Origin of the sequence: Sphingobium sp. B2 (assembly GCF_007693735.1) — a bacterium.
Taxonomy (GTDB): Bacteria; Pseudomonadota; Alphaproteobacteria; order Sphingomonadales; family Sphingomonadaceae; genus Sphingobium; species Sphingobium xenophagum.
Map to the genome: position 1 here is coordinate 13001 of NZ_VDBZ01000009.1, position 20414 is coordinate 33414.

The window sequence follows — 20414 nt, forward strand, 5'->3', positions numbered from 1 at the left end:
ATAAGCTTTGACTTTTCGCGAGATTTGGAACGTGATCATCGCCGCTTCACTCGTTCGCCAATTGCCAGGGCAATGGAAAGCACCGCCAGCAGCCCGGCGATCATCGGTTCCGAGGCGAAAAGGATTGCAGCACATATTCCCAATGCTGCGGGGTAGAGCTGGGGAGTGGCTCTGCTGTTGCGCTCATCGCCGCGCAATCGTTCAAGATCCCTGGGTGCGATACTGACGGTGATAGACCCGGTACGCGCAACTCTCTCGATCTGTCCCACCAGGCTCGGCGTTGACAAGGCGGCTCTTCCAAGCGCTGCAAATAGCTTGCCCGCTTCGCCACGCAATCGCGCAGGACTCGTTCGCTCGCGCATCAGTTCCTTTGCCAGCGGAGCCAGTTCTCGAGTGATGTCAAATGTCGGATCGATGCGCCGGACAAATCCCTCTGCTGTGAGCAGCGTCCGGAGCACCAGTGCCAGATCGGGCGGGAGCGCGAGATGAAAGTCGCGCAGTATCGCAAAGACCATCTTGAAAATGTCGGTAAGGTCAATTTGCTCCAGCAGAACATTGCTGAAACGGTTGATCAGTTCGTCCAGGGCCTCTTCCAGCCTGACACGGTCAACATCAGGGTCGCCCGCCCAAAGCAGCAGAATATCGACGACCCCGCTTGTGTCCGCCGCCGCGATCGCCAGGCCAAGCCGTACCAATTCCTCCCGGCGTCTCGGCAGAAGCGTCCCCACCGCTCCGAAGTCGATAAGCGCCAGCGTTCCGTCCTCCAGGAAAAAGACGTTGCCGGGGTGGGGATCGGCGTGGAAATGACCATTGATGACGATCATGTGGAGGATCGCCTGCGCATAGGTGCTGGCGAGGCTCGTGAGATCAAGGTCGCCCTGCCGTGCCGCCTCCAGATCGCTTGCCGCGAGGCCTCGAAACCGCTCCTGTATGTTGACACGCCTGCCGGACAACTCCCAGTCGAAGCGAGCCGTTCGCACGCCGAAAGCTTTGAGATACTCTCCGATCGTATCGCTGGCGCGAGCTTCCGCGCCGAGGTCCATTTCCCGATCGATACTTTCAGCGAAGTGGCGCAGCAGTTCGTCCGGCTTGAGTCGCGCGATCTCGGGGATGCGGCGCTCTGCGATCCGGGCGACGCGGCGCAGCAGCCGAAGGTCGGCGTCGACAATCCGCTCGATCCCGGGACGACGGACCTTGACGATAACGTCCCGGCCGTCGAGCAGCGTTGCTGCATGGACCTGAGCGATCGAGCCGGCCGCAATCGCTTCGTCTTCAAACGAGGCGAAATAGCTTTCCACAGTTCCGCCGATCGCCTCTTCGATAAGTGGTCGCACGGTGGCGAACGGCAGCGGCGGAACCCGGTCCTGAAGTTTCGAAAGCGCATCGATCCAATCGGGCTCCAACAGATCACTTCGCATTGCAAGAATCTGCCCGAACTTGACCGCCGCAGGACCGATATCTTGCAGCAGCGCAACGACTGCTTCTGGTCGAGCGCTATCAAATGGTTCCTCACCACCCAGTCTGAGACCTAGCCGGGAGGCCATTCCCTTGAGGCCATGTCGCCCGAACAGAAGCAGGATTTGTGCGAACCGCTCCCGCTCCTTCAATGCGACCGCTTCAGGCCCGTCCATCAAATGAGGATCAGCCATCGTTATGTGCCTTGAGCGTGGGGACCCGACCTTGGCGGAAGCCAGCTTGCGTTTCGAGTTGATCCACGACCTTGTCGAGGTGAAGGATCGCCCTATCCAATGCTTCCAGTTCTTCCGCGGTCAAGCTGCCGAAGGTCTTTGCCACAATGCCATCGTAGAGTGGCAGGGCCTGCTCCAGCATCGCCCTGCCTGCGTCCGTGATTTCCACGAGCTTTACACGGCGGTCCTCTTCAACGGGCGAGCGTGTGACCAGACCATTCTGCTCCAACCAGTCAATCGCCTGGGTTACCGTGCGCGGGGCCTGATCGAAGAAGCTTGCAATATCGGTTGAGCGGCTGGGTTGCTCGGCGAGATATACTAGCAGCTTAAGACGGGCCATCGATGCACCTTGGGACGCAAGGTGCGCGTCGATCAGCCGCCGCATTCTGTACCAGGTCCAGCCAAAGGCCGTCGCGAGCGCGCGCAAATGAACTTCCTGAGGTTCCATATGTTATGTCCTTGCTCAATCTTTGATGGCATGGCAAGAGGAGAGGATAAAGTTATGACTGCGACGAAGCTGACCGCTCTTGGCCTTTGGCGCGCCATTGCTCGATCGTCATCGTGAGACCCCAATGCTTGACCATGGCGTAGTTCAAGATATGCGCTGCGTGGCGTTGATGCCAGCAGCAGCCGAAATCGTCCGCTGTTCAATTCCCATGCTGCCAGTGCGATGATCGCGGCAGATTGGCATATTGACGAGGGTGGCGGCCAGACTCTGCATGTGAGCGGTGACTGGACTTCGCTTGCTTTGGGCGATGCGGAAGGGCGCCTGGATGCCCAGGCGGCCAGGAGTCTAGACGTGCAGCGTCTCGATCTTTCTGCTCTAGGGCGGATCGACACTGCTGGTGCCCTCCTACTTTTGCGGTCCATGGCTCCAGGCGCCGAAATTGACTTTGGCGAAAGAGAGGATTTGCAAAGGCTGATAGACCTTGTTCGACCTGCCCTTGAACAAGAGTCGTCCGGTAAGGCTGGCGTCACTGGTGTTCTAGGATTTTTCGAGCGCTTCGGCCGTCAGGTAATCGGGACCGCCGGTGACGCCTACCAGATGCTGGTGTTCACTGGACAGCTTATTATCGCGCTCGGCCGTACGCTTGGCAATCCTCGCCGATTGCGCATGACGCCGCTTGTCGCTTTCATGCAGGACGCGGGCATTAATGGGCTTCCGATAGTTTTTATCATGACCTTCTTCATCGGCGCGGTCATTGCGCTTGTTGGCACCAACCTTTTGACAACGCTTGGCGTTGAGGTGTTCACGATCCAGTTGGTGGGCGTGGCCATCCTGCGCGAGTTCGGCGTAGTGATCACCGCCATCCTTCTGTCTGGACGTTCCGCATCTTCCTTTGCCGCTCAGATCGGTTCGATGCGGATGAACCAGGAAACCGATGCGATGCAGGTTATGGGTGTGGACCGTTTCGATGCGCTGGTAATCCCGCGCATATTAGCCGCGCTTCTCATGATGCCTCTCATGACCTTCTGCGCGGATATCGGCGGTCTTGCTGGCGGACTGTTGGTCAGTTGGGTGACGATTGATATCAGCCCGGTCTTTTTCATCCAGCGTACGCTCGAAACGGTAGACATTAAGCATTTCTGGATAGGCATGTGCAAAGCGCCGTTTCTGGCTCTGATCATCGCTGCTGCGGGCTGTCGGCATGGCCTTATGGTCGGCGGCGATGTCCAAAGCCTTGGTCAAAATGTGACATCCGCGGTCGTCCAGTCAATCTTCATGGTCATTATGTTCGATGCGATTTTCGCGGTGATCTTCATGGCGCTCGATCTGTGAGCGCGCCTCTGGAAACCGATGCCGAAGACGTGCCCATTCGCGTCAAAGGCCTGCGCACGGCTTTTGGCGACAAGGTCATCCATGAGGATCTCGGCCTTGAGGTCAAGCGCGGTGAGATATTGGGTGTGGTTGGCGGATCGGGTTCCGGTAAGTCGGTGCTGCTCAACACTATCCTGGGCCTCAAGCAGCCCGATGGCGGATCCGTCGAGATATTCGGGCAGGACATCCGCGATCCGCAAGCGCACAGTGAAGTCGAGCGTCGGATTGGGGTGATGTTCCAGCAAGGCGCATTATTCTCCTTTCTCACCGTACAGGAAAATGTCGAGGCGCCACTTCTAGAACATACGAAACTCACACATGAGTATGTGCACGATCTTGCAAGGCTGAAGATCAAGCTTGCTGGTTTGCCGGAAGATGCAGGCTGCTTGAAGCCTGCCGAGCTATCTGGCGGAATGCGCAAGCGCGCGGGGGTAGCCCGCGCAATCGCGCTGGATCCGGATATCCTCTTTCTCGACGAGCCGACTGCCGGCCTCGATCCAATTGCTGCAGCCGAATTCGATGATCTTATCAGAACATTGCGGGATGCTCTTGGCTTCACCGTGTTCATAATCACCCACGACCTCGATACTCTGTACGCGATTTGCGACCGCGTTGCGGTTGTCGCTGACAAGAAAATCGCCGCTGTTGCAACGATCAAAGAACTTGAACGGTCAGATCACCCGTGGATCCGGAGCTATCTTCTGGGACCGCGAGGCCGTGCCGCCAAAAAAGAGAAAGAAAGCTGATGGAACGCCATGCCAACTATGCTCTGGTAGGCGCCGCCTCCATCGCGTTGCTTATCGCCACGCTTGTTTTTGTTGTCTGGCTCGGCGGTTCGGCCAAAGGAAGTGATTCTTACCAGATCGTGTTTCATGGGCCGGTCAGAGGCTTAAGCGTTGGAGGCGAAGTGCAGTTCAACGGCATCAAGGTCGGGGAAATCGGCGGAATCCGCCTCGACCAACGCGACCCCAACCGTGTTATCACGGATATCGAACTGACGCGCGGGACACCGGTCCGCGAAGATTCGGTCGCATCCTCTGAAAGTCAGGGCATCTCAGGGGTCAGCATCGTTCAAATCAGCGCTGGCACGCCGAGCAAGCCCCTTCTCAAGACCAATGATCACGGTAAGCGACCTGTCATCCCCAGCAAGCCCAACGCTATGTCTTCGTTGCTGCAAGGCGGCGGACAGGTGGTGGCAAGCGCGACCGAGGCACTGAGCCGTGTGAACAAGGTCCTGTCTGACCGTAATATCGCCAACATCGGCGGCGCCATTCGCGATGTCCGAATGACTACGGCGGAACTGGCGGCCAATCGGACCATGTTCGCCCATGCCGGTTCTGCGCTCGCCAAACTGGATCGGGCGGCTGACGATATTCAGGGCGCGGCCTCGTCCGTTCGGCAGATTGCCGATGGCGATGGCAAGCGCGCCTTCGCCGACATCTCCCAAGCGGCAAACGAGCTCAAATCGGCAGTTCATGAGGCTCGCGGCGTGATCGCCAAACTCGACACGCAAAGCGCCGATATCGGCACGACCACGATCCCTAATATCAATGCGACTATGCTGACATTGCAAGAAACAGCTGAATCGCTGGACGGGCTAATTCGCGGGATCCGACAAAGTCCCCGCGAAGCTCTGGCCAAAAGCCGGGGTACTGAACTGGAGTTGCCTAAGTGACATTATCAACCAGGAATCGGACTTTTGCACTTCTGTCGAGCGCCTTGCTGCTGGCTAGCTGTGGAAACCTGCTAGGCGGCGGCGAGCGCGCTGACCTTTTCAGGTTTGGCGTGGTTGACCCCACGCCCGTCACCGGGATGCAGGGTGCGCTCCCGACTCGCTCTGTATCTCTGCTTCGCCCCCGGTTCTCGCAGGAGGTGGAGGGCGATCGCATGCTCACCACGCGGGGGGAGCGTGCGCTCTACCTCAAGGGGGTTCGTTGGGTGGCGCCGGTCCCCGATCTTTTCACCCAGGCGCTGATGCGTCAATATGCGGCGCGGGCACCTGACGTGCGCCTGACGGGCGTGAGAAACGCCACCGGGGCATCGCATGCGCTGCAGATTGATATCGAGCGATTCGAAGCAAGGTATGCCCTAGATGGGGGTGAAAAAGCACCGCCCACTGTCATTATCGAAGGCGATGCAACCCTGTTTGATCTTTCTGATCGTCGTCCCGTCGAGGCCAAGCGCTTCTTGGTGCAGGAGCCAGCTTCCGCAAATACCACAAGTGGGATAGTCGCCGCTTTCGATCGTGCAGTAGCTCGCTCAACCACAGAATTGACGGATTGGTCCGCGGATACAGCGCGGAAGCATTCCACAGAGCGCGCGCTAGATACATCCAAGGATCGGATGGATCGCAAGCAGGAGATAAATTGATCATGAGCCTGTCGCCGATCTCAGCAACTTTCGGGCGTAATTGCATGTACAAAATCGCCATGCGCCGGATACCTTCGTAGGTATCTACGAGTTTTGTTTTTATTTGAAGGACCGACCCGATCGGAGCCAAATTAAGTAAGATAGTGAATATCGGGTTCCAGGTCTTAATAAGCGATAGCATATCGACCATGTGATAAGTCAAATCTTGCAATTCCTAATATTTCTATCCGATTAGCCAATGGAATCTGCTGCCGATTCAATTGCTATTGATTTGACAATTCAATTTATGCAATGCGGGTGATGGTGGAACGATTATCCAACAGCATCGTTACGACGTGGTCACGTTTAACGTGATGCGGCCACTTGACCGCTCGCAATCTATTCTACGGAGAAGGTACTATGCTGAAAGTCATTATGGCCGCGGGCGCGCTAGCGCTTTCAGGTTCAGGGGCTCTTGCCCAAGCTGTTTCGCCAACGAACACAGGTTCAATGTCGAGCATGGATACCGGCACGACACCGATAGCTGGACAGAATGAGCCAGCGTTTGTGATGGCTGCATCGGATGCGAACCTCTATCAAATAAAAGCGGCGCAGCTCGCCGTGACCAAGGCCCAGCGTGACGATGTGAAGGCTTATGCCAAACGTGTTCAGACAGAAGCGCAAATCGCCCAGAAAGCTCTCATGGCGGCGCTGCGCAACGATCAGCGGACGATAAAAGCGCCATCGTCATCGCTTTCCTCCGACAGAGCCGCACTCGTGAAGCTGCTCCAGAAGACGCCGCGCGGCAGCTTCGATAATCTTTATCTATCCCAGTCCGCCCAGGTACTGCAGGCGGCATGGGCCATCAACAAGGGCTATGCGCAAGACGGCACCGACCCAGCCTTGAAGCAAGTCGCGGGCACCGCCGTTCCCACACTTGAGCAAGAACTCACCAACGGGAAGGCACTTCTTCCTTCAGCATTGACCGGCGGTCAATGATCATAGTGGCGCCCGTTCTTCACGGGCGCCACTCAATGTGATCGTCATGCCCTTGTGGGCATCTGCTGTTATTTCAAGCGCGGCAACAGTGAACCCCACAGCGGTCGTGTTTATGCTTTCAACCTTGTCTTCAGGATATTTGGCGGATGATGATACTTATTTTTGCCATGGCGGCTCTTGGACAAAGCCCCGAGCAACCCGCCAGAAAAGATGAGACAGTTGACCGCGGTCGGGAAATCGTCACTCAGCCGGCGAAAGATATTGGCGCGGCCAAAACTGAAATTCCAGTTATTCTGGAAAGAGCGCAAGAAAATCCATATGGCCTCTCCGGTTTGAAATCCTGTGCGCAGATCAAGGCCGCAACCACGGAGCTCGATAGCGTCCTCGGACCTGATTTTGCCGTCGGCAACAACAAAAAAGAGAACAGGCCTGGTCGGCTAGCCGAGGCTGGAGGAAAAACTATTGTTAACACAATCATACCGTTTCGGGGCTTAGTTCGGGAGATTTCGGGCGCAGCTCCGGCCGAAAGACGCCTGGCGTCAGCAATCGACGCCGGCTTCGCGCGCCGCGGCTTTCTTCGTGGAACAGCGCTCGCACGGCGCTGTCCGGGTAGTAAAAATTAACGACGAAAGCTGACGCTATTGAATTCAATGCCGCTGTGTGAGGCTGCGCATTATCTCGTGAGCTTGGCATTGCAGGGCAATAACTCCGGCGAGACTAACAAGAAAGTACTAGCGGTCGAGACCGCCCATAATATCGCTGTCGGACAAGGTGACGGCACCCATCCAATCAAAGTGGCACGGCAATTTTCGGATGGCGCTGCTCATATCACGATAGCCCATCGTTGCGCGGATTGAACCTGGACATCGGATCTCGGCTCAGTTTTTATCGACCGTCCTGTAGGCACCAGTAATCTTCTCGCCGAAATGGTGGGCATCATGCGCGTTCAGCTTCTGTATTTGTGCCCCAGCTTAACAAATCGTTCCTCGGTATATTCTGATTCTGACGTGAAGTTGGGGGGAGCTACAGCCTGATAGGGCGGCTGATGGTTAGTACCGGTCCAGCGGCGTCGGGCAAGAGCGAATGATAGGGGCGTAAACGCTGAGGTTCCATATAATATGCAATTGCCGAGCGCCCTTTAATGCTGCAAGAGCAGAACCGCACCGCGCATCATGGGGAATTGTAATTTATATGGCGGACAAGTCGGCCACTGCTTCGGCGGATCCTGAGGGCCTCGGCGAATCGGCAGCGTCCCCGCTTAAATCGCCACGCGTTCGCCTGGCGATGCTCATTAGCGCGATCTTGCTGCTCATTGGTGGCCTTGTCTGGTACTTGGATCATCAGAACCGGGGCCGATACATGCAGGTGACCGACAACGCCTATGTTGCGGCGGATTCCGTCATCACAGCGCCCAAGATCGCCGGATATGTTGAACGGGTGTTCGTTATCGAGAATCAGACGGTTCGGCAGGGGCAGTCTCTAGCTGAACTCGATCCCCGCGAATATCGGGCGCAGACTGAACAGATTACCAGCCAGATCGAAACGGCAACGGCTGCGGGGGATACGACGCGCTCTCAGATTTCCGAACAACAGGCAACCATAGCGCAAGCGCAAGCCCAGCTCGACGCGGCGCGCGCCGAGGCTGCTTTCGCCGCACAGCAGGTTACGCGATATCAGCCGCTTGCCGCATCCGGCGCCGAGCCAGGGGAGCGTTTCGCGCAGCTTCAGACGCAGGCACGGCAAGCTCGCGAGCGAACCAATGCTGCGCATGCCGCGCTGATTGCCGCGCAACGGCGTGTCGGTACACTGAGCGCGCAGGTACGTCAGGCCCAGTCGCAAGCAGAGGCCGCGCGTGCCCAACTCAAGGTGGCGCGCGTCAACGTCGAATCGACAGTGCTTAAGGCTGCCATCAATGGCCGTGTGGGCGACCTGGCTGTCCGTGTCGGGCAATTCGTGCAGCCCGGTACGCGCCTGATGACACTGGTTCCTGTCGATCGATTGTTCATAGAGGCGAATTTCAAAGAGACTCAACTGGGGCTTATGCGCGTCGGCCAGCCTGTTGGCATCGAAATCGATGCGCTCCCTGGCGTCGAACTGACCGGGCGTATTGCCAGTGTCGCTCCTGGCACGGGCGCCCAGTTCTCGGTGCTCCCCCCCCAGAATGCGACCGGAAACTTCACAAAGATCGTACAGCGCGTGCCTGTACGCATTGCAATCGATGCTCCTCTCGAAGTGCGCAGGCTCCTTGTGCCGGGAATGTCGGTTGGAGTAACGGTCGATACGCGTTCAGCCAGAGGAGAGATGGATCGACTCCGTCAGGCCGTAAGCCGGAAGCGTTGACAGTGGTCACGGTCACAGCATCTCCAGACGCAGCTCGTTCCGCGCGTGCGGACTTGACCGCTTGGATCGCTGTGGCTGCCGGCTCGCTCGGCGCACTGCTGGCGACCCTCGACATCTCGATCGTCAACTCGGCACTGCCAACGATCCAAGGCGAAATCGGAGCAACCGGCACTGAGGGAACGTGGATCGCCACCGCCTTTCTCGTTGCCGAGATCGTCGTCATTCCGCTGAGCGCTTGGCTGGAGCGGCTTTTGGGACTGAGAACCCTCCTTCTCATTTCCGTGACTGCCTTTACCGGGTTCTCCATCCTATGCGGCATCGCCACCGACCTTATGACGATGATCATCGGACGAACCGGGCAGGGCCTTATGGGAGGGCTGCTGATACCGACCGCCATGACGATTGTCGCAAAGCGACTCCCGCCACCCCAGCAGCCTATCGGGATGGCCCTTTTCGGAATGACAGTAATCTTGGGGCCCGTTCTTGGCCCCTTGCTCGGTGGCTGGCTGACGGAAAATTTGAGCTGGCATTATGCCTTCTTCGTCAATGTGCCGGTCTGCGGGATACTCCTCTTGCTCCTGTTGCTCGGCCTGCCGCACGAACGTACGAATTGGGTCTATCTTCGCGAGGCCGACTGGTTGGGTATTATAGGCCTGATCCTTGGCCTTGGAGGACTGACGATCGTGCTCGAGGAGGGGCACCGTGAAGACTGGTTCGAATCGACGCTTATCATCCGGCTGACGTTTATAACAGTAGCAGGGTTTGTGATGTTGGGGATCGGACAGATCCGGGCAACAAAGCCCGTCCTTAAGTTGCGAATCGTCATGAGCAGACAGTTCGGCAGCGTCGTTATAATGGCGCTAGCGCTGGGCATGGTGATGTACGGATCGACCTTCGTCATCCCGCAGTTCCTGTCGCTTATCGCCGACTATAATGCCCTCGAGACCGGACAGGTCATTTTTCTCATGGGCGTTCCTGCCTTCTTTGTGATGCCATTCGTACCGTTTCTGATGCGGTTTGTCGACATCAGGCTGGCCGTTGGTGCTGGCCTCGCGCTTATGGCTGCTAGCTGCTTTGTGAACACCAGTCTCACAGTGGAATCCGCAGGCGAAGCCTTTACTACCGGTCAGCTGCTGCGCGGGGTGGGGATGATCTTTGTCATGCTCTTTCTGAACCAAGCCGCCATTACCTCAGTCAGCAAGGAGGATGCTGGAGATGCCTCGGGCATCTTCAATGCTGCGCGAAACCTCGGTGGCTCATTCGCTCTGGCGGCCCTGACGTCGTTCCAGGACCAGCGCATGTCACTCCACAGCCGACGGATGGAGGAAACGCTGTGGGCAAACGATCCAAGCGTGCAGGAGTATATCGCGGGGATGTCTCATACTCTGGGAAATATGGACGCCGGCCTTCAGTCGCTCGCTGGCACTATTCAGCAGCAGGCGTTCGTCATGACCTATAACGACATATTTTTGACGATGGCGGTAGCGACTTTTGTGACGCTCCCGTTCGTGTTTTTCCTTCGCCCGCTCCCCAAGGGGATGTCGCTGACGATGCATTGAGGTGGTAATGGCAAAGTTAAGTGGTCTCATCCTTCCGCTGCTCCTTGGTGGATGTGTGGTCGGCCCGGACTATTCCGGACCACCAGAGCTCGGCCAAGCCGCGCCGCGGCCAACATTCGTTCGTCAACCAGCAGATGCATCGACCAGCGAGCCTGAACTCGCCGAATGGTGGGCGACGCTGCAAGATCCGGTTCTCGATGAGCTCGAGCGGCGCACTCTTGTCGCGAATCCCTCGATTGATGTTGCGCAGGCCCGACTTCGCCAAGCCCGTGCGTCTGTACGCCAGGAGCGAGCAAACCGCCTGCCGACGGCTGGTGCTCAGGGCACGGCCATATTTGCCGATCTTCCCGGGATCGATCTCCAGACCAGTCAAGGAAGTACTACACCCACACCTGTTCCGGCGCCTTCATCCGCCCAGGATGCGGACACGTCTCTGCGTTTCTACAACCTTGGTCTGAACGCAAACTGGGAAATAGATCTCGCGGGCGGGCAGGTGCGAAAAATCGAAGCGGCAAACGCGCTGGCGGCGGCAGCGGCGTATAATGTTGCAGACGCAAAGGTCCAGCTCAGCGCTGAAGTCGCGCAGACCTATACCAATCTTCGTGACCGGCAGCAGCGCGCCGCCGCTTTTCGCGAAGGTCTCGACATTCAGCGGCAGCAGCTCGCCCTAGCCCGGCAGCGTTTCGGGCAAGGCACAATCCCGGCCTTTACTGTCGGCCAAGCGAACCGCGCGGTTCAGGCCACGATCAGCGATCTCGCCGCAGCCGATGCTGAGATCGTAATATATATGAATGCGCTAGCGGTTCTCGCCGGTGAAGCGCCGGGATCTCTCGATCCGCTATTGACGCCACGGCGCGATATCCCGATGCCCCCTGCGCGGGTGTCGATCGGAGACCCTTCGGCGCTCCTGCGTCGCCGTCCCGACATCCGCGCTGCGGAGCGCAGTCTCGCTGCCACAACTTCCCGGATAGGAGTCGCGGAAGCAGCTCGTTTTCCGAAAATCAGCTTCATGGGGATTCTCGGGATTGGCGGCACGTCGATCGGAGACCTGGTAGATCTGGGCAATATTTCCAACATCGCCGTCCCTCAGCTGCAATGGGGCTTGCTCGATTTTGGACGAACGTCAGCGGCGATATCACAGGCACGCTCTGGTCGCGATGAAGCCGAGGCACAATATCGGCAGGTAGTGCTCGGCGCGCTTGAGGATGCGGAGACGTCGCTTGCGCGCTTTGCACAGCAAAGGCGAAACGTCGCCGCTTTTGCCGAAATCAAGCGGTCAGCAGATGAAGCGGCAACGCTGATGCGGCAGCGCTATGCGCGGCAGGTCATTTCGAGAGGCGACGCTCTTGAGGCTGACCGCCAGCAGCGGCTTGCAGAGGCAAACCTGCACAGTGCGGTTGCGGCCCTCACCGCCAGCTATGTTGCCATACAGAAGTCGCTTGGACTGGGATGGACAGAAGCTGGGAGTCAAGCCTCAGCCCTTATGAGCAAATAATGATGGTATCTGTCCGGACTTGCCAATACAAGAATCGGCGGCCCTGCCCACCGCCAATGATGACTTTTGGCACAGGGCAACCCGCCTGTTCGGCATCCATCCTGCGGCCCTTGCGATTATACAGAGTTTCGCGGGGTAACGCGCCCCGGGGCGATTGCGATGTGTTTGACGGGGGTGTAAACGCTCGCGCTAAATGGCGGCGTTCTGATCGCGCTATTTGTCAGTTGCCGGGTCCGATGACGAGGCAATCGCGCGCGGCCTGAACGATGTCAGCGGTGACCTCCTCGACGCGGTTGAGGGTCATGATCCGCCGCATCTGCGCGAACAGGCGCTCCATGAGCCGGAAGTTGCCGCGCGTGATGCGGATCACGGCTGCCTGCGCTTCGATCGCGTCGAGTTGGGCCGGGTCGAAGCTGATCCCGAAATCGCCGGCGTGGGTCGCGAGCAGCAGCCGCATTTCGGTCTCGGTAAGCGGTTTGAACTCGTGGACGAAGCCGATCCGCGAGTAGAGCTGGGCATAGCGGGCGAGGCGCTTCTCCAAGCCCGGCATACCCATCAGGATCAGCCCGAAGCCGTGGCGATCGGCCATGTCGCGGAGATGTTCGAGCGACTTTATGGTCAGGCGGTCGGCCTCGTCGACGATGACGAGGGGGCAGGCGATGCGGGCGGCGTCATGGGTGATTTCGTCCTGCGAGCCGCCCGCGACCGTCAGCCGGGCATAGCCCAGCTTAATGAGGTTGAGGCCCAACACCGCGTCGATCGTCTTGGGCGTGTTGCTGACCGACACGGTGTAGAAGACGGCGCGGCAGCGAGCGACCTTTTCGCCAAGGAGCGCGGCAATGGGACGGAGCGCGGCATATTCCCCCAGGTCGGGGAAGCTGGAAAACTCGCGCGCCGATCGCGTCTTTCCGACGCCCGGCCGGCCATGACACACGCCGATATAGCGGTAGTGCGCGCAGGCTTCGGCAAACTCGACGAACCGGGCATGTTCGCGGGTCGCCAGGAACGGCTGCTCGACCAGGAACTCAATCGTCAGCGGCGTAGAGCCGGAGCCCTCGGTAGGTGGTGGGCCGGGAAGCCGTATCCTCTTGGTCGCCATCGAAGGTCTCCGTGGGGGCAGGCACCTGCTTGTCGCGCTCCTTCGCGCCGCGCCGGGCGCGCTGGATCGCGCGCAACGACGGGTGCCCAGCGTGCTCGGAGCTGAGCGCACGGCAGACGAACCGGCCCTGGTGGTAGACGTGGATCTCGGTCAGGTCGCGGGGGTCATAGACCGCCTCGACCTGCTCGCCGACGAAGGCCGCGAGCGTGGGTTCGACATAGCGCCTGCCCATCAGACGGATGCCGTCGCGCAGCACTTTACGGGGCTTGGGCACGTGCACGAGCAGCATGTCGAGCTGTTCAAGGCTGTCGGGCATTGCGGGCAGGAACCCGCCCTTCTGCCAGCGCGTGATCGGCGGTTCGCCGGTGCTGCCATGCGGGCGACGATGATAGACGCCGCACACGAACGCCTCGAAGCGGGCGCGCAGCTCGTCGAGCGTGAGCACTGGCGCCGACAGCGGCTTGCCCGCGATCAGGTGGCCGGGCAGGTCGGGCAGGAACATGTCGTTGATGGTGCGGAACAGCCGCTCGATCTTGCCGCGCCCGCGAGGACGCCCCGGCAGCGAATGGATGAGGCGGATTTTGAGGGCGATGCACGCCTGCTCGATATGCTCGGAGATGAAATCCGAGCCGTTGTCGACGTAAAGCTGTTCGGGAATGCCGCTGACGATCCATTCGGGATTGGGCTTGCGCCAGATCGCCTGCCGCAAGGCGAGCGCCGTGTTGAGGGCACTGGGGGCATCGAGGCTGAGGAAGTAACCGGCGATGGCTCGGCTGTGATCGTCAACGATGACGGTCAGCCAAGGACGCACCGGGGTTCCGGCATCATCGAGCACGAGAATGTCGAGAACGGTATGATCGGCCTGCCACATCTCGTTCGAGGTCGCGGCTTCGCGCCGATGCACTAGCTCGTGCTGGTCGCGGTAGACGGCCGGATCGGAGGCTGCGGCGATCTGGCTTGCCGGTATCGCCCTGACGACACGCGCGACGGCCGCATAGCTGGGGGTTCGGTGTCCATGCGCGATGGCGAGTTCCTGCACCTTTCGGTGAATGGCGGCGACCGGGGGTCGCGGGCGCTTGGTGGCGAGAGTGCGGGTCAGTTCGACCAGATGTTCCGGCAGGTGCAGCCTGCCCCGATCGTTGCGCGGCAGACGCGCGAGACCGGCAAGTCCTTCGGCACGGTAGCGCCCGAGCCAGCGCTGCAACGTCCGCTCGCTCAGCGTGCCGGTGCGGGCGAGGTCCGCGAGCGGGATGCCATCGGCGAGGTGCGGTTCAAGGACGCGGTAGCGCTCGATCGCCAGCGGCGGGACAAGCGCCGGATGCGTCACCGCCGACGGTCCGTGTCGCAGGTAAGGAAAACGGAGATTTGCCTGCCCATCGCCATGCGAGTCCGCTCGCGTTGCCAAACCGGCCTGTTCGACGTAAATCTACCCGGTAAAGAAAACTAGGGCAACATAGACCTGCCGATGACGACTTTCTTCCCAAACCGCGCCCGATCGGGGCGCCACCGGCCCTACGCATGAAAATCGGTTACGCCCGCGTATCGACCGCCGAGCAGAACCTGGACCTCCAGCGTGATGCGCTGAAGGCTGCCGGCTGCGAGAAGGTCATCACCGACAAGGCCTCCGGGGCGACTGCCGCTCGCCCTGGATTGGAAAAGGTGAAGGAGCTGCTTCGCGCCGGCGACACACTGGTGGTCTGGCGCCTCGACAGGCTCGGCCGCTCGCTCCGTGATCTGATCGGATGGATGACCTACCTCGACGAGGAAAAGGTCGGGCTGCTGAGCCTGCACGAGGCGATCGACACGACCACCACGTCGGGCAAGCTTACCTTCCACCTGTTCGGGGCATTGGCGGAGTTCGAGCGCAACCTGATCCGCGAGCGGACCCAGGCCGGTCTCACCGCAGCCCGCGCTCGCGGCAAGAAGGGTGGCCGGCCGGCCGCACTCGGCAAGGACAAGCGCGACCTGCCCGTCAGGCTCTACCACGAGAACACGATGCCGATCGCCAAGATTTGCTCGATGCTCGGCATCTCCAAGCCAAAACTCTACGCCTATGTGCGATCGGCCGAGACCAAGCCGGTAGCCGCGTAGCGACGCTCGCCGACAAATAGCGCGATCAGAATGCCGCCACTTAGCGCGAGCGTTTACACCGTTCGCGGTCCCGATCGGCCCAGCGTCCCCCGGAACCGTTCGTTATCGGGAAGGCATCTAAGCGGTCTGCACCATCCTTCATCTAAAGTTCTCCAAGCGCTTCTGAGGATTTTCGGGCGCACCAAAAGCACTTGCTCCTCCAGTGGCTGGAGCATGTAACCGCAATTTGCTCTCCTGCGGACGGGGGGCTGGAGGTGGCTTTTTGACGGCCCGTGTTGAAGCAATCGGTATGTCTCGACGCTCATTAGTGGCGCGGCTGGTGGCCTGTGGAACCGGCTTGGTGCTCGGTTCTCCAACGCTCGCGCGACAGACTTCCCGGTCTGCGGGCTCGTGGAACTTCGGTGCGGCTCACCTCGAATGGGAGCCGCTGGAAGTCGGCACGGGTGATACCCTCCTTGTTTCGGCACAAGTGCGCGGAGTGCCGGTGCGGGCGGTGCTCGACAGTGGCAGCGGCGCGTCGATCATGAGCACGGCGCTCGCGGCGAAGCTCGGCTTGAACGATGGTGAGCGGCGCATGATTAGCGGGCTGAGCGCCAAGGCCCCGGTGCTGCTGGTCCGCGACATCGACGTACAGCTCGCCCGCGAAACCCGTCGCTTACCCTTTGCCGTCGTTGGTGATCTGAGTTCAGTGTCGGCGGCCTTCGGACGACCGATCGATATCCTCCTCGGTGCCGATATGTTCACGGGTAGCTGCATCGCGCTCGATTTCGCGAAAAGGCGTATGGCGGTCGTCAAGTCAGGCACGTTTCTCGCCGGTCCCGACTGGCGCGCTGTCGCGCTCGGGCGCGGTGCCAAGCAGGAGCTGTTCATTCGAGCTTCCGTCTCGGGTTTGCCTCCCGTGCCCTTGATGATCGATCTTGGCAGCTCGGCCGCGCTGATGCTCTCGTCGGCCTATGCCCGCGATCAAGGGCTGTTGAACGGGAAGCTCGTCTCGACCGCGGCGATCGGCGGCGTCGATGGTGTGCGTATCAACGATGCTTTCACGATCCAGAACATCAACATCGAAGGGCTTGGCGTCTCGAACGTCCCCACACTCGGGATGAGAGCTTGGCTCTCCACCAGCACGGTTGGCAATGTCGGCCTACCGCTGATCGCTCAATTCGACGTGGTGTTCGACGTGACCGCCGGATTCGTGTGGCTCCGGCCACTCGGTCCTCGTCGTCGCCTGCCGATGCTGAAGGACCGTAGCGGCCTTGGCCTCGCAGCCTCACCAACGGCGCTCACCGTTGTTCATGTGGCGGCGAACAGTCCCGCGGAAAAGGCTGGCTGGGCGGTCGGCGACCGGATCGTGGCGGTGAACGGCCATTCGATCGATGCGAACTATACGCGTGGGGAGCTCTGGCAAGTGCGCTCCCGGCCTGCTGGCACCCTCGTAAAGCTGACGATGGCCTCGGGTGATGTGCGCGAGCTCAGGCTGGCCGATTATTATTGATCGGCTTGAGGGTGGCCTTTGCCGATCGCCTTCATGATCCGACAATCGGCCATGCGCGCCTTGGTGCAGCTCTGGCTGAGCATTGCCAACTCATCCCGCAACACCGCGAGTTGCGCCAGTCTCTCCTCCACATCCTTGAGGTGCTGAGCAGCGATAGCTGAGGCGGCACCACAATCCTGGTCCGGGTTCTGCGCCAGCCCCATCAACGAACGGATCTCGTCGACGGAGAAGCCAAGCCGGCGACCGTTGCGGATGAAGTGCAAACGCTCAATGTCACTGGCATCGTAGGTTCTGCGACCCGACGCCGTGCGAGGGGCGGATCGGAGCAACCCGATCGACTCATAAAAGCGGATCGTCGTCACCTTCGTCGAGGTCTCGCTGGCGAGCTGCCCAATCATCACCGGCTTCATCATGCCATCCTTGCTTATGCGAACGTGTCGCACATTTCGCTTGCTTCTACAGCGACTGGAGGTGGTAAGGAAGGCCGCATGAATGCTTCTACCGAAAGCTGCGGGTGCCACGGGGAGCCCGCGCGCGCGCAAACCGATCCGGCCTATCGCCGTGCGCTGCTGACCGTCGTGGTGCTCAACCTCGGCTTCGGAGTCGCCGAGCTGTTCGGCGGGTTCATCGCCGATAGCCAAGCGCTGAAAGCGGATTCCCTCGATTTTCTCGGGGACGGGTCGATCAGCCTTATCGGTCTTCTCGCGCTTGCCTGGTCCGCACGGGCGAGGGCAAAGGTCGCGCTGACGCAGGGGTTGTTTCTCGGTGCGCTTGGCGTGGGCGTAATCGGTTTCGCGATTTGGCGCGCCCTGAACGCAACCGCGCCCGATGCCGAACTGATGGGCACAATCGGCGTTGTCGCGCTCGCGATCAATGTCGTGTCCGCCTTGGTGCTTGCGCGTTTCCGGGAAGGGGACGCCAATGTTCGCGCGATCTGGCTGTTCAGCCGCAACGACGCGCTCGCCAACGTGGCGGTGATCGCCGCGGCCGGTCTGGTGGCGTGGACAGGAAGCGCCTGGCCGGACCTCGCCGTCGCCGGCCTCATCGCCCTCCTGTTCCTCCACTCCGCTTATGAAATCGTCACTGGCGCTCGGCGCGAATTGGGAGAGCGGTAGTGCGTCTGCTCGCGTTGATCCGGGCAATGCTCTCGTTGCGGCTGCTCTCCGCGCTCGCGGCGCTGCTGATCCCTGCTGCGGCAATCGCCGAACCCGGCGACGTGCAAACCGCATGGCGGCTGCTCGACTATATGGCCGTCGATTATGGCGGCGCGGTCGCCAACGGTCGGATCAAGAGCACGTCGGAATATGCCGAGATGACGGAGTTCGCCGCGTCGGTCTCGACACGGCTTCGGGGCCTGCCGGCGAAGCCGGAGCGTCAAGCCCTCATCCAGCGGGCTGCCAACCTCCAGGCGGTGATCGCGGAAAAGGGACCGACTGAACAGGTGGCAACATTGGCGCACGGGCTCGCGGCCGATCTGTTGCGCGCCTACCCGGTGCCGCTCGCGCCCGATAAGGCTCCGAACCTCGTCTCCAGCGATGCACTGTTCCGACAATCCTGCGCGTCCTGCCACGGGATGACGGGCAACGGCCGTGGCCCTGACGCCGCCAAGCTCGCTACGCCCCCGATTGCTTTCACCGATGCCGAGCGCGCGCGCCAGCGCAGCGTGTTCGCGCTCTATCAGGTGGTGACGCAAGGCATCGACGGGACCGCGATGCAGAGCTTCGCCGATCTGCCCAACGATCAGCGCTGGGCGTTAGCATTCCGAGCCGGGAGCTTCGCCTTCACGGATGCGCAGGCGCGCGAAGGCGAGCGGCTTTGGAAATCCGACCCGACCCTTCGCCGGCGCATTCCGGACCTGAAAACCCTGGTCGCGCTCACCCCGGCCGCGCTCGGCGCGGCGATCGGCGACGCCAAGGCTGACCCAGTGCTCGCGTTCCTGCGTCGTCATCCCGAACAGGTGATACAACAGGCTCCCGGCTCGCTCGCGGTCGCCCGCGCCAAACTCGCCGAAAGCGTGGCGGCTGCGCGGCGCGGCGATGCGCGCATGGCGAAAGAGCTGGCGCTGTCGGCCTATCTCGATGGGTTCGAGCCGATCGAGCCAACACTCACCGCGCGCGACGCGACGCTGATGGGTCGAATCGAGGGCGCGATGGGGGAGTTCCGCGCCTCGATCGACCGGGGCGCGTCGCCCGATGATCTCGCGGAGAAGGTCGCAGTACTGGGCGGCCTTTTCGACGATGCGGAAGCGGCGCTCGCGCCTGATGCCGCCACCGAAGCGTCCACGTTCCTGGGCGCGTTCACGATCCTGCTGCGTGAAGGGCTCGAAGCCCTGCTCATCGTTGTCGCCATGATCGCGTTCCTGCGTAAAGCCGAGCGCGGCGAGGCGCTGCGGTACGTGCATGGCGGCTGGGTCAGCGCGATCATCGCGGGCGGGATCACCTGGGCGGTCGCCACCTATGCGATCGGGATCAGCGGTGCGAGCCGGGAGCTGACGGAAGGGTTTGGCTCGCTGTTCGCCGCGGTCGTGCTGCTCTCGGTCGGGATTTGGATGCACGGCAAGGCGCAGGCCGATCAGTGGCAGCGCTATATTCGCGAGAAGATGTCGCGGGCGCTCTCGGGCGGGTCGGGCTGGTTCCTGTTCGGGCTGGCGTTCGTCGTAGTTTATCGCGAGGTCTTCGAGACGATCCTGTTCTATGCCGCGCTTTCGGCGCAAGGTGACAACGGGATGCTTCTCGCGGGGGCCGGGTCGGCGATTGGACTGCTCAGCCTGATCGCTTGGGCCATGCTTCGCTACAGTCGCAAGCTGCCGATCGCGCAGTTCTTCCGCTATAGCTCCTGGCTCATGGCGGTCCTGACCGTCGTGCTGGCGGGTAAAGGCGTCGCCGCGCTCCAGGAAGCCGGCCTTATCAACATCGCACCGCTCGCGGACGTGCCACGGCTGTCGATGCTCGGCGTGTTTCCCACTTGGCAATCGGTGCTGGCGCAACTCCTGATGGCGGTCGCCATTGCGGTCGGGTTCGCCTGGAACGGGCGCGACCGATCCCGCTCGGGTTCCGGCTCAGTGACCCTTGGTTCGAATTAGTGCAATGACATGAAAACCCTTCCGTGATAGAGGCAAGCTAGTGCGAGCCTTTTTGCCTTTCCTGACATGCCTGATGCTGGTCCTGACCAGCTTCTCCGGCATGGCCCATGCCGCCGATCTGGCGGGGGGAAGCATCGCGGGCGTTGAGTTCACGGTCCATACCGCCGGTGACATCGATCAGGTGCCATCGGACTCGGACAAGAATGTCCCGCATCATCACAATTATTGTCACGGACACGACGTCGGCGCGCCTGCGCGCACGACGATGGAATATACCCCCGTCCTCACAGTGCCCAAGCCGACAATCTCCGCCTCTGCGTCGCTCGACGGCCGCACCGGCATGGTCCATTTGAGGCCCCCCCAAGCCTGACGTCCGATTTGGGCGTGCGTTGGCGCGCCCC

At 60.6% G+C, this 20414-nt stretch carries 19 protein-coding genes; 14 read left to right on the forward strand and 5 right to left on the reverse strand.

Translation table 11 applies throughout. The features are described 5' to 3' along the window. Positions 1–35 precede the first annotated feature (35 nt). Positions 36–1649: an ABC1 kinase family protein gene (locus FE851_RS24845; protein WP_009824041.1), complete on the reverse strand. Its 1614-nt coding sequence runs from the start codon at positions 1647–1649 to the stop codon at positions 36–38. Beyond that, complete coding sequence (locus FE851_RS24850) at positions 1642–2115, reverse strand: MarR family winged helix-turn-helix transcriptional regulator (protein WP_176482898.1); 474 nt, start codon at positions 2113–2115, stop codon at positions 1642–1644. Before FE851_RS24850 ends, FE851_RS24845 begins: the two co-directional genes overlap by 8 nt. Positions 2116–2358: 243 nt before the next feature. Between FE851_RS24850 and FE851_RS24855 the strand changes: the two genes are divergently transcribed. From FE851_RS24855 to FE851_RS24895, 9 genes are all read left to right on the forward strand, one after another. Then, a complete protein-coding gene (locus tag FE851_RS24855; protein WP_031291247.1) occupies positions 2359–3468 on the forward strand; it encodes an ABC transporter permease in 1110 nt (369 codons plus the stop codon). Further along, on the forward strand, positions 3465–4253 hold the full coding sequence (locus FE851_RS24860; protein WP_009824037.1) for an ABC transporter ATP-binding protein: 789 nt from the start codon (positions 3465–3467) through the stop codon (positions 4251–4253). Before FE851_RS24855 ends, FE851_RS24860 begins: the two co-directional genes overlap by 4 nt. Beyond that, on the forward strand, positions 4253–5182 hold the full coding sequence (locus FE851_RS24865) for an MlaD family protein (RefSeq protein WP_009824036.1): 930 nt from the start codon (positions 4253–4255) through the stop codon (positions 5180–5182). Before FE851_RS24860 ends, FE851_RS24865 begins: the two co-directional genes overlap by 1 nt. Before the next feature lie 110 nt (positions 5183–5292). Beyond that, positions 5293–5877 carry an ABC-type transport auxiliary lipoprotein family protein gene (locus tag FE851_RS24870; RefSeq protein ID WP_186378984.1) on the forward strand — a complete coding sequence of 195 codons (585 nt, stop codon included), beginning with the start codon at positions 5293–5295 and terminating at the stop codon, positions 5875–5877. A gap of 399 nt (positions 5878–6276) precedes the next feature. Continuing rightward, on the forward strand, positions 6277–6855 hold the full coding sequence (locus FE851_RS24875) for a DUF4142 domain-containing protein (RefSeq protein ID WP_225870697.1): 579 nt from the start codon (positions 6277–6279) through the stop codon (positions 6853–6855). A 149-nt stretch (positions 6856–7004) separates the two neighbouring features. Beyond that, positions 7005–7478, forward strand: a complete 474-nt coding sequence (locus FE851_RS24880; RefSeq protein ID WP_009824033.1) for a hypothetical protein — start codon at positions 7005–7007, stop codon at positions 7476–7478. A 568-nt stretch (positions 7479–8046) separates the two neighbouring features. Further along, positions 8047–9195 (forward strand): HlyD family secretion protein, encoded by a 1149-nt coding sequence (locus tag FE851_RS24885; RefSeq protein ID WP_009824032.1) that lies wholly within the window; start codon positions 8047–8049, stop codon positions 9193–9195. Between the two features lie 53 nt (positions 9196–9248). Continuing rightward, positions 9249–10754, forward strand: a complete 1506-nt coding sequence (locus FE851_RS24890) for an MDR family MFS transporter (RefSeq protein ID WP_009824031.1) — start codon at positions 9249–9251, stop codon at positions 10752–10754. Positions 10755–10761: 7 nt separating this feature from the next. Next, positions 10762–12249, forward strand: coding sequence for an efflux transporter outer membrane subunit (locus FE851_RS24895; protein WP_050763085.1), 1488 nt, complete (start codon positions 10762–10764; stop codon positions 12247–12249). Positions 12250–12469: 220 nt separating this feature from the next. Here the strand turns inward: FE851_RS24895 and FE851_RS24900 are convergent, their stop codons facing one another. Further along, positions 12470–13348: an AAA family ATPase gene (locus tag FE851_RS24900; protein WP_009824028.1), complete on the reverse strand. Its 879-nt coding sequence runs from the start codon at positions 13346–13348 to the stop codon at positions 12470–12472. Next, a complete protein-coding gene (locus FE851_RS24905; protein ID WP_004212864.1) occupies positions 13275–14675 on the reverse strand; it encodes a Mu transposase C-terminal domain-containing protein in 1401 nt (466 codons plus the stop codon). Before FE851_RS24905 ends, FE851_RS24900 begins: the two co-directional genes overlap by 74 nt. A 191-nt stretch (positions 14676–14866) precedes the next feature. Here FE851_RS24905 and FE851_RS24910 point away from each other — a divergent pair, with 191 nt between their 5' ends. Further along, on the forward strand, positions 14867–15439 hold the full coding sequence (locus FE851_RS24910) for a recombinase family protein (protein WP_009824027.1): 573 nt from the start codon (positions 14867–14869) through the stop codon (positions 15437–15439). 289 nt (positions 15440–15728) lie between these two features. Then, positions 15729–16931, forward strand: a complete 1203-nt coding sequence (locus FE851_RS24915) for an aspartyl protease family protein (protein WP_013039112.1) — start codon at positions 15729–15731, stop codon at positions 16929–16931. On the opposite strand, the gene FE851_RS24920 is transcribed toward FE851_RS24915, so the two are convergent. Further along, entirely contained in the window at positions 16925–17344 is a 420-nt protein-coding gene (locus FE851_RS24920) for a MerR family transcriptional regulator (RefSeq protein WP_007406847.1), read from the reverse strand. The genes FE851_RS24915 and FE851_RS24920 overlap by 7 nt on opposite strands. A 75-nt stretch (positions 17345–17419) precedes the next feature. Here FE851_RS24920 and FE851_RS24925 point away from each other — a divergent pair, with 75 nt between their 5' ends. The 3 genes from FE851_RS24925 (at position 17420) to FE851_RS24935 (ending at position 20383) form a co-directional block, all read left to right on the forward strand. Next, entirely contained in the window at positions 17420–18046 is a 627-nt protein-coding gene (locus FE851_RS24925; protein ID WP_004212870.1) for a cation transporter, read from the forward strand. Then, positions 18046–20013, forward strand: a complete 1968-nt coding sequence (locus FE851_RS24930; protein WP_145206871.1) for a cytochrome c/FTR1 family iron permease — start codon at positions 18046–18048, stop codon at positions 20011–20013. The genes FE851_RS24925 and FE851_RS24930 overlap by 1 nt, the downstream gene beginning before the upstream one ends. Positions 20014–20086: 73 nt before the next feature. Continuing rightward, entirely contained in the window at positions 20087–20383 is a 297-nt protein-coding gene (locus tag FE851_RS24935; RefSeq protein ID WP_007406840.1) for a hypothetical protein, read from the forward strand. Positions 20384–20414 lie beyond the last annotated feature (31 nt).